The sequence below is a fragment of the Dyella acidiphila genome, from assembly GCF_014863405.1.
GTDB lineage: Bacteria > Pseudomonadota > Gammaproteobacteria > Xanthomonadales > Rhodanobacteraceae > Dyella_B > Dyella_B acidiphila.
The window spans coordinates 472,473-487,331 of the sequence record NZ_JACZZA010000002.1; the positions used below are offsets into that span (position 1 = coordinate 472,473).

13 protein-coding genes are annotated in these 14,859 nt (G+C 63.9%); 6 read left to right on the forward strand and 7 right to left on the reverse strand.

Annotated elements, in window-relative coordinates:
• The first annotated feature begins 52 nt into the window (after positions 1-52).
• Positions 53-2,893, forward strand: coding sequence for an RNA polymerase-associated protein RapA (rapA, locus tag IGX34_RS06730; protein WP_192554913.1), 2,841 nt, complete (start codon positions 53-55; stop codon positions 2,891-2,893).
• A gap of 323 nt (positions 2,894-3,216) precedes the next feature.
• On the opposite strand, the gene IGX34_RS06735 is transcribed toward rapA, so the two are convergent.
• The 5 genes from IGX34_RS06735 to IGX34_RS06755 form a co-directional block, all read right to left on the reverse strand.
• A complete protein-coding gene (locus IGX34_RS06735; RefSeq protein WP_192554914.1) occupies positions 3,217-4,581 on the reverse strand; it encodes an amino acid permease in 1,365 nt (454 codons plus the stop codon).
• A gap of 28 nt (positions 4,582-4,609) precedes the next feature.
• Positions 4,610-5,263 carry a rhomboid family intramembrane serine protease gene (locus tag IGX34_RS06740; RefSeq protein WP_192554915.1) on the reverse strand — a complete coding sequence of 218 codons (654 nt, stop codon included), beginning with the start codon at positions 5,261-5,263 and terminating at the stop codon, positions 4,610-4,612.
• Between the two features lie 101 nt (positions 5,264-5,364).
• Positions 5,365-6,087, reverse strand: a complete 723-nt coding sequence (locus IGX34_RS06745) for a C40 family peptidase (protein ID WP_192554916.1) — start codon at positions 6,085-6,087, stop codon at positions 5,365-5,367.
• A gap of 260 nt (positions 6,088-6,347) precedes the next feature.
• Positions 6,348-7,046 (reverse strand): YggS family pyridoxal phosphate-dependent enzyme, encoded by a 699-nt coding sequence (locus IGX34_RS06750; RefSeq protein WP_192554917.1) that lies wholly within the window; start codon positions 7,044-7,046, stop codon positions 6,348-6,350.
• A gap of 93 nt (positions 7,047-7,139) precedes the next feature.
• The gene (locus IGX34_RS06755) at positions 7,140-8,564 is read right to left on the reverse strand and encodes a M20 family metallopeptidase (protein ID WP_192554918.1); all 1,425 of its coding nucleotides are present in this window, start codon (positions 8,562-8,564) and stop codon (positions 7,140-7,142) included.
• Between the two features lie 232 nt (positions 8,565-8,796).
• Here IGX34_RS06755 and IGX34_RS06760 point away from each other — a divergent pair, with 232 nt between their 5' ends.
• The 5 genes from IGX34_RS06760 to IGX34_RS06780 all read left to right on the forward strand — a co-directional run bounded on the left by IGX34_RS06760 (position 8,797) and on the right by IGX34_RS06780 (position 11,514).
• Positions 8,797-9,150, forward strand: coding sequence for a ComEA family DNA-binding protein (locus tag IGX34_RS06760; RefSeq protein WP_192554919.1), 354 nt, complete (start codon positions 8,797-8,799; stop codon positions 9,148-9,150).
• A gap of 138 nt (positions 9,151-9,288) precedes the next feature.
• Positions 9,289-9,759 (forward strand): SET domain-containing protein-lysine N-methyltransferase, encoded by a 471-nt coding sequence (locus tag IGX34_RS06765; RefSeq protein ID WP_192554920.1) that lies wholly within the window; start codon positions 9,289-9,291, stop codon positions 9,757-9,759.
• A gap of 6 nt (positions 9,760-9,765) precedes the next feature.
• Positions 9,766-10,305, forward strand: a complete 540-nt coding sequence (locus tag IGX34_RS06770; protein WP_192554921.1) for a GNAT family N-acetyltransferase — start codon at positions 9,766-9,768, stop codon at positions 10,303-10,305.
• Positions 10,302-10,877: a HutD/Ves family protein gene (locus IGX34_RS06775; RefSeq protein WP_192554922.1), complete on the forward strand. Its 576-nt coding sequence runs from the start codon at positions 10,302-10,304 to the stop codon at positions 10,875-10,877. Before IGX34_RS06770 ends, IGX34_RS06775 begins: the two co-directional genes overlap by 4 nt.
• A gap of 91 nt (positions 10,878-10,968) precedes the next feature.
• On the forward strand, positions 10,969-11,514 hold the full coding sequence (locus IGX34_RS06780) for an REP-associated tyrosine transposase (protein WP_192554923.1): 546 nt from the start codon (positions 10,969-10,971) through the stop codon (positions 11,512-11,514).
• A gap of 98 nt (positions 11,515-11,612) precedes the next feature.
• Here the strand turns inward: IGX34_RS06780 and IGX34_RS06785 are convergent, their stop codons facing one another.
• The gene (locus IGX34_RS06785; RefSeq protein ID WP_225737266.1) at positions 11,613-12,506 is read right to left on the reverse strand and encodes a hypothetical protein; all 894 of its coding nucleotides are present in this window, start codon (positions 12,504-12,506) and stop codon (positions 11,613-11,615) included.
• Positions 12,507-12,517: 11 nt separating this feature from the next.
• Positions 12,518-14,731, reverse strand: a complete 2,214-nt coding sequence (locus IGX34_RS06790) for a M1 family metallopeptidase (protein WP_192554925.1) — start codon at positions 14,729-14,731, stop codon at positions 12,518-12,520.
• Positions 14,732-14,859 lie beyond the last annotated feature (128 nt).

A 14,859-nucleotide genomic window follows, 5' to 3' on the forward strand; every position in this document is an offset into this window, starting at 1 on the left:
CCATTGCGCGGATAATTGAGCCCCCTCAAAACCGCACAAGCGCTGCAGGCTAATGTACCTACCGGGTCAACGCTGGATCTCCACCGCCGAGCCCGAGCTCGGCCTCGGCACCGTGCTGCGCGTCGAAGGGCGCGGCGTGCAGGTGCTGTTCGCAAAATCCGGCGTATTGCGCCCCTATGCCGTGGATTCGGCGCCGCTGGTGCGCGCGGAATTTCGCGCCGGGCAGCGCGTGGCCGGCAAGGGCATCGCCTTCTTGGTCGAGCGCATCGAGGAGCGTGAAGGCCTGCTGGTCTACCGCGGCGAAGGCCGCGAGCTGCACGAAGGCCAGCTGGACGATGAGCAAAGCGTCAGCCAGGCCGACGACCGCCTGATCGGCGGCCGTACCGATCCCGTCCACCATTTCGAGCTGCGCCTGGAAGGCCTGCGCCGGCGTGCCGAGGCGCGCCGCTCGCCGAGCTGGGGCCTGGCTTCGGCACGGATCGGCCTGGTGCCGCACCAGCTGCGCGTGGCCGGCATTGCCGCCTCGCGCCATCCGCCGCGCGTGCTGCTGGCCGACGAAGTGGGCCTGGGCAAGACCATCGAGGCGGGCATGATCATGGCCCGTCAGATCGCCACCGGCCGCGCCGCGCGCGTGCTGGTGCTGCTGCCCGATACGCTGGTCTATCAGTGGTTCGTGGAACTGCTGCGTCGCTTCAACTTGAACTTCGCCATCTATGACGAAGAGCGCTGCGAAGCGGTGGAGCAGTCCGACGGCGGCCACAATCCGTTCGAAGACGAACAGCTCGTCATCGCCGATTTCAGTTTCCTCGAACACAGCCCCAAGCGCGTCCAGCAGCTGCTCGAAGCGCCGTGGGACCTGCTGGTGGTAGACGAAGCGCATCACCTGGCATGGACGCCGGAAGCCGCCAGTCCGCGTTATACGCTGGTAGAACAACTGGCCGCCGTAACGCCCGGCGTGATCCTGCTTACCGCTACCCCCGAACAGCTGGGCCGCAGCGGTCATTTCGCGCGCCTGCGCCTGCTCGATCCGCAGCGCTATCACGATCTCCAGGCCTACCTGGCCGAAGCCGAACGCTTCGAACCGCTGTCGCGCATCGCCGACAAACTGCTGGAGCGCACACCGCTGGATACGGACGAACGCCAGCAACTGCAGCTGGCCTTCGAAGGCGACACCACCCTGCAAGGCTATCTGGCCGATACCGCCAAGCCCGAGCACAGCCGCGAACTGCTCGCAGCGCTGATCGACCGCCACGGCACTGGCCGCTCGATGTTCCGCAATCGCCGCGCCGGCATTGGCGGCTTTCCGCAGCGTATTCCGGTGTGGGAACTGATCGAGGCCGAACGCCTGGACGATGCCAGCCGCCAGGCCCTGCTTGGTGAATTCCACGCCGATATCCAGCAGCCGGTACCGGTGCTTGAACTGGACTACTGCGCCGATCCGCGCATCGACAACCTGGTGGCGCTGCTCGAACGCCACCCGCAAGACAAATTCCTGCTGATCTGCCGCAGCCAGGCCAAGGTGCTGGCGCTGGAAGAAGCACTGCGCACGCGCACCGGCGCCGGCATTGCGCGCTTCCACGAAGGGTTGGGCATCGTGCAGCGCGACCGCAACGCCGCCTATTTCGCCCAGGCCGATGGCGCGCGCCTGCTGATCTGTTCGGAAATCGGCTCGGAAGGCCGCAACTTCCAGTTCGCCCATCGCCTGGTGCTGTGGGATCTGCCGCTCGATCCGGACCTGCTGGAACAGCGCATCGGCCGTCTCGACCGTATCGGCCAGAAGCACGACATCAGCATCCATATCGTCGCTGTCGCCGATAGCGCCCAGCACGTGCTGGCGCGCTGGTACGACGAAGGCGTCGACGCCTTCCGCACCAGTCCCGCCGATGGCCGCGAACTGCTGCGCCGCTTCGGCGAACCGCTGAAGCGACTGGCCGACGAGCACGCGCGCGGCGACGACCAGCGCGACCAGGAGCTGGATGTGCTGCTGGCCGAAACCCACGCCGGCCACGAACAAATGGCCGAGCTGATCCGCGCCGGCCGCGACCACCTGCTGGAACTCGCGGCCAGTCGCGACCTGCACGCCGACGAACTGGCGCAGGCGTTCCGCCGCGAAGAAGACGACCCGTCGCGCGATGCATTCCAGCAGAACCTGCTTGAATCCTTCGGCATCCACGCCGAGGAACTCGGCGGCAAAGTGGTGCTGCTCGATCCGCAATACCTCTCCACCGACGCGCTGCCCGGCTTCAGCGAAGGCCCGCAATCGATCACCTTCTCGCGCGAGGTGGCGCTGGCCCGCGAAGAACTGCCGCTGCTGCGCCTGGATCATCCGATGCTGCAGGCCGCGCTCGACCTGGCATTGTCCAGCGAACGCGGCAACGCTGCCTTCATGGTCGACGACGCCCTGCCGCCGCGCAGCGCCCTGCTGCAGGCCGTGTACGTGCTGGAATGCGTGGCCGAGCGCAGCCTGGATGCCGAACGCTTCCTGCCGACGCAGCCGATCGTGGTCACCATCGATACCCGGCTTGTCGAACGCAGCAATTTCCATCCCAGCGACGCCGCCATCCGCAAAGCCAGCGACCGCACCATCGAAGTGCCGCGCTATCGCAAGTTCCTGGCCAAGCTGGTGCCGCCGATGCTGGAGAAAGCCGAGGCGGCGGCGGCACTGCATGCGCAAGGCAGCATCGCCACTGCGGTGAACGATGCGCGCGATACGCTCGATGCGGAGCTGGCGCGCCTGCGTGCCTTGCAGGCCATCAACCTGTCGATCACCGAGGCGGAAGTGAACAGCGTGGAAGAAGAACGCGCGGCGCTGCTCAGTGCACTGCCGCAGGCACGCTTGCGGCTGGATGCGGTGCGCTTTGTGGTGAGTCCGGATTTTCTCGCGCTGCGGTAACGGATACCGCCGCTCACCACAGCACACACTGAGCCATCACTCCTACGAAAGCGGGATGACGGCTTAGGGGGCATCGCATCAGCCGCATAGGTCGGGTTACCCCGGACTTGATCCGGGGGTAACCCAACATGGCCGTGCGACATTGTTGGGTTACGCTGCGCTAACCCAACCTACGTGTTGCACGCATTGCGAGGCTGCCATGCGAAGAGGGGAATCCACCTTCGCCTTTGCATCGAAGCAACATGGATTCCCGCTTTCGTGGGAATGACGGCTTAGGGGGCACCGCATCAGACGAAAGTGCGCGCGCTTATTTCCGGTCTTTATCAAGCATTCGCATCGGTCTCGGCAACGCTCATCCGCCGCCCCACGCCGAACACCACGTACGCAACGCTCAGCAGCGCCACCCACGCCACGCCCACATACAAGGCCATGCGCGTCTTCGGGTCGTAGCCCAGCATCACCAGCACAAACAGCAGGAACGCCATGCACACCAGGCTGCTCAGCGGCCATATGCGCAACGGAAACGCCGTGGCGCCGAAGCGTCGGCGAAAGCTGAAGTGGGCGATCAGCACCATCATCCACGTCCACACCGTGTTGAACGACAGAATCGACATGATCATCGCGAAGATGTTGTCCGGCACCCGATAGTTGAGCAGCACGCCCAGAATCAGGCATGCCATGCACGCCAGCACGCTGCGCGTAGGCACGCCCTGCTCGCTCACCTTGCCCAGCAGCGCCGGCGCCTGCCCTTTATGCGACAGGCTGTACAGCATGCGACTGCCGCTGAAGGTGGTGCTGTTGAAGCCGGACAACGCCGCCGTGATCAGCACGAAATTGATGACGCCCGCCGCTTCGCGAATGCCGAGCTTGGCAAAGGTGTTCACAAACGGACTGCCTTGCGTGCCGAGCTGGTTCCACGGATAGATCGCCATGATCACGAACAGCGCACCCACGTAGAAAATGAGGATGCGCCACAGCACCGAATTGACCGCGCGCGGGATATTGCGTGCCGGATCGGCGGCTTCGCCCGCCGCCATGCCGATGGTCTCGATGCCGCCGAAGGCGAACACCACGATCGGCAACGCCAGCACCATGCCTTCCCAACCGTGCGGGAACCAGCCGCCGTGACTCCACAGATTGCTCAAGCCAACCGCTTGGCCGCCATTGCCCCAGCCGAACCAGATCATGCCGGCGCCGACCAGGATCATCAGCACCACCGTCACCACCTTGATCATGGTGAACCAGAATTCCATCTCGCCGTAGACGCGCACCGCCAGCAGGTTGAGCGCGCCGATGCTCAGCACACTGCCGAACACCCAGATCCACTGCGGCAGATGGGGAAACCACTGCTTCATGTAGATGCCCACCGCCGTGCTCTCGGCGATGCCCACGCCCACCATCAGCAGCCAGTAGTTCCAGCCGGTGAGATAGCCGGCGAACGGGCCGAGGTAGCGATGGGCGTAGCTGCTGAAGGAGCCTGCCACCGGATCGTGCACCGCCATCTCGCCCAGCGCGCGCATGATGATGAAGATCATCGCGCCGCCGAACATGTAGGCGAAGATCACCGACGGGCCGGCCTTGTCGATCGAATCGGCCGAGCCGAGGAACAGGCCCGCGCCGATGGCCATGCCCAGCGCCATGAAGGTAATGAGGCGCGAGTTGAGGCCGCGCTGCAGATGTTGGGTCATGAGTGGGCCTGTGAGTGAAAACGTTGCATCAGCGCATCAAGCGGCTACGCGGTTTGATCGGCAGCTTGCCACGCCAGTATTCGATCATCAGAAAGCCGCCGAGCATACCGCCCAAATGGGCGAAGTGCGCAACGTCCGCCTGCTTGCCGGTTACCCCCAGCACCAGCTCCACCGCGCCATAGCCGATCACGAACAGCCAGGCGGGAATCGGCACCGGCAGAAAAATCAGCATCAGTTTTTCCTGCGGATAGAGCATGCCGAACGCCAGCAACAAGCCGAAAATCGCCCCGGATGCCCCCAGCGTCGGTGCGTAGCCGTGGGTGAAATACTTCACCACCAGCAACTGCGCCAGCGCCGCCGTTACCGCACACACCGCATAGTAAAGGGTGAAGTTGCGCGATCCGAAGGTGCGCTCGATCGTAGCCCCGAACATGTACAGCGCGTACATGTTGAACGAAATATGCAGCAAGCCGCCGTGCATGAACGCATAGGTCAGCAACTGCCACAGGCGGAACCCGACGGTGAACACGCTGCCGTGGTCGCCCTGCGCCAGCTGATCCGGCCCCCACGGCCACAGGGCGAAATGCGCTATCAGGAAATCGCCCATCACCTGCTGCAGCAGGAACACGGCGACGTTGGCGATCAGCAGGTAGCGGGTAACAGGCGGCAGGCTGGTGGGCATGGACGATCTCGGTAAGTGCGGCGCCAAGTATCGGGCACCAGCAGCCCCACAAAAAAGGCCACCCGTCAGGTGGCCTTTTTGCCGATGCGCCGAAGGCGGGATCAGCCGTTGTGCGTGCTCGAATCGATCTGGGCCATCGCATCCGGGCGGCGCGCGCCGGCGAAGCGCTTGGACCAGTAGCTGTCGGCGAGGTTGTCCACGCGCACCGATTCGCCACGGCGCGGCGAATGGATGAACTGGCCGTCGCTGAGGTAGATGCCCACGTGCGAGATACGGCCACGGCCGCGGCGATCGGCGGTGCGGAAGAACACCAGGTCGCCCGGCTGCATGTCGTTGCGGCGCACGATGTGGCCGATCAGGTACTGCGAAGCGGAATTGGTCGGCAGCTGCAGGCCCAGCGCATGCTCGAACACGTAGCGCACGAAACCGCTGCAATCGAAACCGGTGGAAGGATCGCGGCCGCCGCGCACGTAGCGCACATGGCGCAGCTGCATGGCCAGGCCGATCAGCATGTCGCGCAGGTTCTGCGAGGTGTTGGCGTCGCTGAACTTGGCAATGTCGTTGGCCAGGGCCGGGGCGATATCTGCCGTGTCGGCATCGTCGCTCTTGGCCGGGGCCAGGGCGGCGATCGGAAGCTGGGTGGGAATCACCGATTGCGCCAGGGCGGGCGCGGCGCTGAAAGCGGCCAGGGGACTCAACAACGTGTTGGAGATCTTTCCGGAAACCTGGGCCTGCACACCGTTGTCGGCGGAGGCGGCGAGGACTGGGCTTGAAAAGCACATAGCCGAGGCAAGCGCGGCGAGTACGAGTCGCGTGTTGGGCATTTGTGGATCTCTGGGCGGTTACTGCCGGCCGTCGCCCCCTGCGGCGGCCGTGACGAAGCAGTGAAGGTAACAAAGCACGTCCCCTCACATGTTCGGATGCCGTTAACTGAACCCCGTCGTGCGGAAAATATGGAATCGTCTGATATCGCTTTCAAATAACTGATTTAAAGGGCAAAAAATCAGCGAATTACGCAACCTTGGCGCGCCAGACCCCTAAATTTAGGCAACTTTTACGCTCAAGGCGCGATGGAGATCACACATCAAGCCTGTGCGCGGCTGCCGAAAATGGCCGTGCCGATCCGAATTTCGGTGGCGCCTTCAGCAATCGCCAGCGGAAAATCGCCGCTCATGCCCATCGAAAGACGTGGCAGCTCATGTCCCTGCGCCACGCAGCGATCGCGCAGCTCGCGCAACAGGCGGAAGCAGGCACGCACCTCGCCGGCATCCTCGGACAAGGTGGCCAGCGTCATCAGGCCGCGCACGCGCAGGCTGGGATAGGCGCGCAGCTGGGCAAGGAAGGCGGCCAGGTCCTCGGCGGGAAGGCCGGACTTGGTCTCTTCGCGTGCGGTTTTCACCTGCACCAGCACGTCCAGGCGGCGGTCTTCCAGTTGCAGGCGATGGTGCAGCGCCTCGGCCAGCTCCAGGCGGTCCAGCGACTGCACCTCGCTGGCCAGCCGCGCCACGTCCTTGGCCTTGTTGGTCTGCAGATGGCCGATCACCACCCACTCGATCGCCTCGCCGGCCAGCGCGGCCGCTTTATCGCGGATCTCCTGCACCTTGTTCTCGCCGAAGCGATGCAGGCCCAGCGCCATGGCGGCGCGGACCGACTCCGCGCCGAAGGTCTTGCTGACCGGTAGGATGGTGACCTCCGCCGGATCGCGGCCGGCGACACGGCAGGCTTCGTCGACGCGCTGGCGAACGGCGGTCCAGTTTGCGGCGAGCTGCGCGGTGTCAGTCATGGGCGATGTGCTCCACAGACGCAGCCGTCGTTCCCGTGGAAGCGGGAATGACGGCGCTGGAGTCAGACGTACGCATAAATCGATCGCGCCGCGTCAGCCTTGCTTACCCTGCTCAAAATGCCGCGCCACCACATCGGCCACCACCATCGACACCTTCTTGCCGGTGGGGATATGGATGAACTCATTCGGCCCATGCGCATTGGAATGCGGACCCAGCACGCCGGTGATGAGGAACTGCGCCTGCGGGAACTTGGCGCCCAGCATGCCCATGAACGGAATCGAGCCGCCCTCGCCCATGTACGCCGCCGGCTTGCCGAAATACTGCTCCGACGCCTTGGATACCGCCTGCTCCAGCCACGACGACAGCTGCGGCGCATGCCAGCCGCTACCGTCCTTTTCCAGCTTGAAGCTGACCTTGGCGCCGTACGGCGGATCCTGCTCCAGCAGTTGCTTGACGAACTCGCCGGCCTTGGCGCCATCGAGCGTAGGCGGCACGCGCAGGCTGAGCTTTACCGAGGTTTTCGGGCGCAGCACATTGCCGGCGCTTTCCAGCGACGGCATGCCGTCCACACCGGTCACTGCCAGCTGCGGACGCCAGGTGCGATTGAGCACCAGCTCGGTGAGGTCCTCGGTGACCGGATGCATGCCCTCGACGAACGGGAACTTGCTGTAGATCTCCTTGCCCAGCACGCCAGCCGCCGCCTTGGCCTGCTCGATGCGCTGCGGCGGAATCTCCGCGTACAAGGCCTCCGGCTTGATGCGGCCGGTTTGCGGGTCTTCCAGCCGCGACAGCAGTTCGCGCAGGATGCGGAAGCTCGACGGCACCACGCCGGAGGCATCGCCCGAATGCACGCCTTCTTCCAGTACCTGCACCGTCAGCTCGCCGCCGGTCAGGCCGCGCAGCGAGGTGGTCAGCCACAGCTGGTCGTAATTGCCGCAGCCCGAATCCAGGCATACCACCAGCGACGGACTGCCGATGCGCGCGGCCAGATGATCCACGTAGTACGGCAGGTCGTAGCTGCCCGATTCCTCGCAGGCTTCGATCAGGATCACGCAGCGCGCGTGCCCAATGCCCTGCTCCTGCAGTGCCAGCAAGGCGGCCAGCGAACCGAAGATGGCGTAGCCATCGTCTGCACCGCCACGGCCGTACAGCTTGTCGCCCTTCAACACCGGCGTCCACGGGCCGAGGCCTTCGGACCAGCCGGTCATTTCCGGCTGCTTGTCGAGATGGCCGTACAACACCACGGTGTCGTCGCTCTGGCCGGGCACTTCGATATAGATCAGCGGCGTGCGTCCTTCCAGCCGCACCACTTCCAGCGTGGCGCCGGGCAGCGCCGGCAGCTTGCCGCGCGCCCAGGTCTCCATCAACTTCACCGCCGCATCCATATGACCGTGCGCCACCCAGTCCTTGTCGAACATCGGCGACTTGTTGGGAATCCGGATGTAGTCCATCAGCTGCGGGACGATTTCGGCATCCCACAGATCGCTGACGAAACGGGTAATACGCGCGGTATCCATGCGGACTCCATGGCTGACAGGAAAAGCGCGATTCTAGCAGCCCCACCCCGCAGCCACAGGCGCGCGCCGGTCGCGCACGTACAGCCATGCCCGCCGACGCCGACAGCATGTCGGCCATAAACGCCCATGTTTTCGCGCACTGCACCGGCTGTCGGACCACTGCAGCGATCGCGCAAAGTGCAGCTCGGCGCCGGAAAGCGCCGTCACTTTTCGATCCAGGGAGATATCCAGCATGTTCAAGCACATCCTTGCCGGCCTCGTACTCAGCTTTGCCTTGGCACTGCCGGGCTTTGCCGCCTCGCCGGTCAACATCAACACCGCCGATGCCGCCACCATCGCCAAATCGCTGGACGGCATCGGGCTATCCAAGGCCAATGCCATCGTGGCCTTCCGCGAGGAACACGGGCCATTCAAAAGCGTGGAGGAACTGACCCAGGTCAAGGGCATCGGCCAGGCCACGCTGCAGCGCAACCACGACGCCATCCTGCTCAGCGGCGAAGGTGCCAAGGCGACGGGCGATGCCCCGGCCAAGCCCAAGCACGCCAAGAAAACCAAGCCGGCCGCCGACGCAGCCTCGCAGGACTGATCGCCGCCCGACCACCCGATACGGCCCGCCGTGGGCCGTATCGCTTCCATGCGGCCCGGCGGCGCACCCCGCTACCCCCTCCGGCCCGATGGGCTACACTCCGCGCCGGTCAACCGCCCGCCACCGTCCGCCGCCCACATGATCCTTCCGCGCTATCGCATCGATGCCTCGCACATCCAGGGCGCGGGCAAGGGCTTGTTTCTGGAAGAAAACGTCGATGCCGGGCGGATCGTCATCGCCCCCGACACAATCAACCAGACCTACCGCCTGGACGAACTGCAGGCCACGCCGGATCAGATGTACGCCAGCGCACGCTGGTTCGAGGATCGCTACACCCTCTCGCCGGAATGGCCCGACGAGTGCTACGTCAACCACAGTTTCGAGCCGACCGGCTTATGGCACCTGGGCTTTGTGTTCGCCCTGCGCCAGCTGCCCGCCGGCACCGAAATTACCGTGGACTACCGTCACCTGCTGCCGCCCGGCCAGGAAGAAGACTTTATCGATACCGCCACTGGTGAGAAAATCATCGGTCTGCCCTGGTACGAGAGTCTGATGACCACGACTCGCGCTCTGGCCCATGTGCTGGACAGCGCCAGTCTCAACGACTGATCCGAAATGATCGACATTCCCACCCTGGAAACCCAGCGCCTTCGCCTCACCGCGCTGACCGAACGCCACTTCAACGACTACGCTGCGATGCTGGCCGACCCGGAAAGCACGCGCTGGATCGGCGACGGCCTGCCGCTGGACCGCACCAATGCATGGCGCTCGCTGGCCATGCTGATCGGCCACTGGCAATTGCGCGGCTACGGCATGTGGGCGCTGGAACTGAAAGCCACGGGTGAATTCATCGGTCGCGCCGGCCTGCTGCATCCGGAAGGCTGGCCGGATATCGAACTGGGCTGGATGCTCAAGCCCGACCACCGCCACCATGGCTACGCCACCGAAGCCGGCGCCGCGATCCTCGGCTATGCCTGGGATCAACTGCACATCCAGCGCGTGATCAGCATGGTGCGCGTAGGCAACGATGCCTCCGACCGCGTGGCCGAACGCCTTGGCGGCGAGCATATCGAAGACATCGACTTCTTCGGCAGCGACACCCACATCTTCGCCTACTACCCGCCGCACCGCGAACCACGCCGCGCCTGGGCATGAGCGCCCTGCGCCTGCTTGCGCCCGATACGCTGCGCACGCAGCCATGGGCCAACGGCGCCGGCACCACCACGGTTATTGCCAGCGATCCGGACCATGCGGACTGGCGCTGGCGCCTGAGCATTGCCGATATCGCCCAGGATGGGGCATTTTCCGCTTTTCCTGCCACGCGCCGACAGTTCGTGGCGCTGGATGCGCCGATCACCCTGCGCTTTTCAAACCAACGCGAACTTGCGCTGCTGCGCTTGTCCGTCACGCATTTCGATGGCGCCGATGCGCCGTATGCGCAGCTACCTGACGGGCCTACGCGTGCATTCAACCTGATGTTGCGAGGTGATGCGCAGGGCGAGCTGATGGCGCGGCCGTTGAATGGCAGCATGTGGCTGCCGGTACGCGAAGGGTGGCTGTGGTTTGTGCATGTGCTCGGCGGGCGTGCCGATATGCAGGTCGGTGATGAGCATGTGGCGCTGGAGATGGGCGCCAACGTGTGGATCGATGCGGCGGCAGGTCAGCGCACACGGATTGAAGGTGGCGGTGAGTTGATTCTCGTACAACTTTCAAAAAACACCGCATAACCCCGTAGGTTGGGTTAGCGCAGCGTAACCCAACGATTCCGCCAGAACTGTTGGGTTACGCTGCGCTAACCCAACCTACGTTCGATCGGCCATGCGTTATCGGCGCGTCAAAACACCAGGCGGCACCTATTTCTTTACGGTCAATCTTGCCACCCGCACCAGTTCGCTGCTGATTGACCGCATCGACGCACTACGCAATGCCGTACGGCAGGTAAAAGCGCAACATCCCTTCCGCATCCTTGCCTGGGCCGTGCTTCCCGACCATATGCACGCCATCTGGGTCATGCCGGAACACGATGGCGATTACTCGAACCGCTGGAAGCTGATCAAACAGCGATTCTCAAAGTCCATCGAACGAACGGAAGCCGTCAGTTCATCAAGGCAGCACAAAGGTGAGCGAAATATCTGGCAACGCCGCTTTTGGGAGCACCAGATTAGAGACGAACGGGATCTCCAGAGCCATGTTGACTACGTCCACATCAACCCGGTCAAACATGGTCATGTAAATCGCGCCAGCGACTGGCCCTACTCTTCCATCCATAGATACATCAGAGCGGGCATGGTCACGCCGGACTGGGCCTGCCCAATCCATGAAATCAACACCAGCGGTGAAGCAGGCCCGCGGAAGCTGAGGTAGGTTGGGTTAGCGCAGCGTAACCCAACGATCTATCTTCGTAGCAGTATCGTTGGGTTACGCTGCGCTAACCCAACCTACGCATGGCTCTACGCTTCGGCTCAGCGATATTCCGCCTGCACCCGCGCCGGCACCACCGCCCGCGCAACCTCAGCCAGCGCAAACAACCGCGCCGTGCGCATCCAGCCAATCACCAGCAGCATCACTTGGCTCAACAGCAGGGCCAGCAGAAAGCCGCCACCCACCGCGGTGACATGAATACGCGCCACGGCAAAGATCGACGCAATCAGCAGGCCGACCAGCGTCACCACCAGATAAAACACCAGGGTCTTCACCGGCTGCCGCAACAACTGGCGAATGCCGCGCCCCAATGCACGCGTCGCCGAACGCAGCGTGACATCGGCAATAAACGCCGAGCGCATCGATTCCACAATCGACTGCACCAGCACAAACACGATCAGCAACACCACATGCACAAAGGTGTTATGCGCATCCACACTCGACTCCAGCACGGCTGCTTTGGCGTGGCTGTCGCTGGCATGCCCGGCAAAAGCCAGCACCGCCATCAACACGCCGTACGGTGCCAGCGACCACAGCATGCTGCGGAACATGCGCCCATATTCGATCAGGCCGTTCTGCAGCAGCGCACCGAACCCCAGCACCTGCCCTGCCCGCCCGCTGCCGACGATCATGCCGTCGATAAAGGGCGACAACAGCAAGGTCAGCACCAGGCCGATGATGGCCACCGCGCCGAACCACTGAAAATGGTCGCTGAAGATGAAGAGGACATCGGAAAACATGATGCCGCTGAATTGCTGCGCCCACTCGGCGGCATGCACGGAGTTGTCCAGCAAGCCGCTGAGCATGCGCCACAGCGGCAGTGCCACCACGCTGGCCGGAATCAGCATGAGCAGCAGCCACAGCAGCAGCAAGCGCCACTGTGCAGCGGCGCGCATGCTGGTACCCAGGGCGGAAAAGCCGACGGAACGAGACATGTTGTTGGCCATCACAGTGTCACCAGCATGGAGTAGAGGGTCTGCAGAACCGCTGCAACATCGGCGGTCCAGCGCTTGGATGCGGCGCCATCGGGCTTGTTGCTCACACTGTTGTCGAGGCGGTCGGTGTCGAGCAGGTTGTGCTGATCCGGATCCAGCTCTGCCGACACGGCCTTGCTCGGCTTGGTGAATACAAAGCGCGCCCAGCGGCGATCGTCATTCCAGGTCACGTCCTCATGCGTGCCATCCTCGAAGGTGACGCGCAGCAGTTCCGGTGCCGGCACGCCATCGCGCGTCACCGTCACGGTGCTGCGCCACGGGAACGGGCCCGGATCGCCGGGCTTGGCATTGGGATGAGCCTTCTTCCAGTCATCGCGCTGCTTGTCGAGCTGCTTGTCCAGGTCGTCCGCCACCACTTCGGTTTCTTTGCCGTCCTTCCAGCTCACGCCGACCTTGGGCAGCACTTCTTCGGCGTCCACCGATTCCACTCGATCGTCCATCACACGCGTGCCGTAGACGTAGTCGTTGAAAATTTCATCGACGTCTTTCGCATCGCCGGAGCTGTCGATCAGCGCTGCGCGGAAATCCGCCACCGACGGATGCCGGAAGTGCCAGCGCTGGTAGTACAGCTTGAACGCCTTCTCCAGCGCCGGATGGCCCAGGCGCTCTTCCAGATCGTGCATGGCGGTGGCGGTGCGCGAATACACCGTGCCGTAGCTCATGCCGGAAAGACGATCCCAGCTATTCTGCGCCAGCGGATCGTGCGGATGGCGCAGCGTGGCGGTAAGGCGCTCGAACTCGAAGCCCTTCAGATGCGGCGTAATGCCCAGCCACTTGGTGAACGGTGACGCCAGCACCAGATCCTGCTGGCGCTCGCGCAGCATGCGGTTGTCCCAATACTCGTTCAGGCCTTCGTCGAGGATCGGCTCTTCGAACTCATTGGAAGCGAGAATGCCGTAGAAATAGCCGTGGCCGAATTCGTGGATATTCACGAAGTCGCTGGCCATCTGGTTGGCGGTATCCGGCTCCACTTCCTTATAGCCTTCGGAAGTAAAGAAGGTGGGGTATTCCATGCCGCCCGCTTCATCCGCGTTGTACGGCGGAATCACCACCGTCAGCGTGTGATACGGATACGGCGCCAGCGTGCGCGAGAAATAACCGATCGCATCGATGCTGGATTTCAGGCTGGGCGCGGCGCTGGCCACGTATTCCGCCGGATAGATCACGCGCACCGCCACCTTCGGGCTGCCCGGACCTTCATAGCTGCCGTCCAGCGTCTTGAAATCCTTGGCGGCCACCCAGGCGAAGTCATGCACGTCCGCCTGCATGAAGTGATAGGTGGTCTTGCCGTCCTTCTGTTCCGGCGCGCCCTGCAACTGGCCTACCGCGCCCACCGTGTAATCGCTGGGGGTGGTGATATGCACGTCGAAGGAACCGAAGTCCGCGTAGAACTCGCTGCTGAAATGGAATTCATGCACGTTCCAGCGCACCTGCGCGGCACCGCGTTCGCCCGGCAGCTCCAGCACGCCGATCTTCGGGAACCACTGGCCCACCATGTTGAAGTCGCCCCACCAGCCGGTGCGCTCCACCACCCGCGGCAGCTGGCTGAGGAAGTCGATATCCAGCGCCAGCGTGCCACCGGCCGGCACCGGCTGGGCCAGGTCGATGCGCACCACGGTCTGGTCCGCATCCGGGCCGCCGTCGGGATGCACATAGCTCCATTTCAGCGCCGCACCGTTCTGCTGTACCTGCTGCAGGCGGATCCAGCCCCACTGCCCCTTTTTCAGGTGTGCCAGGCCGCGCGAACCGCCGTTCGCCGCTTCCACCGCGCGCTCGGTGAAAAAGGTGCTGCCCTCGTTCTGGAAGGCGTTCAAATAAAGATGGAAATAGACGCTGCTCACCGCACGATCGCTGCGGTTGCGCCAGGTCATATGTTCCTTGCCGGTCACCGCATGCTTGGGCGCATCCAGCGTGGCATCGATGGTGTAGCTCACCACCCGGTCGGACAGCGTCGGCTCGTTGCCGGTGCGCTCGCCGCCCCAGGCATTGGGTGCGCTCTGCTGCGTGATCATGGTGTCGTGCGCCGGGGCGAAGGGAATCTCGCCGCCGGCATCGGTCGCTGCCGCTGCCGCTGGCTGCGCCGCCGTCTGTGCCAGGGCCTGTCCCGACCACAATAGAACCACCGCAGCGAGCCACAGCCCGCCCCTACCGGTTGCTAGTCTCATCTAACGATCTCCCCAAGAGATGTATCGAGCGTGGGGCAAGCATAGCGGGGAGGACATAGGCCATACGTCACGAGCCGGTCACACCATGCCCGCAAGGCAGCTGCGCATGCCATGAACCCTTAGTCCGT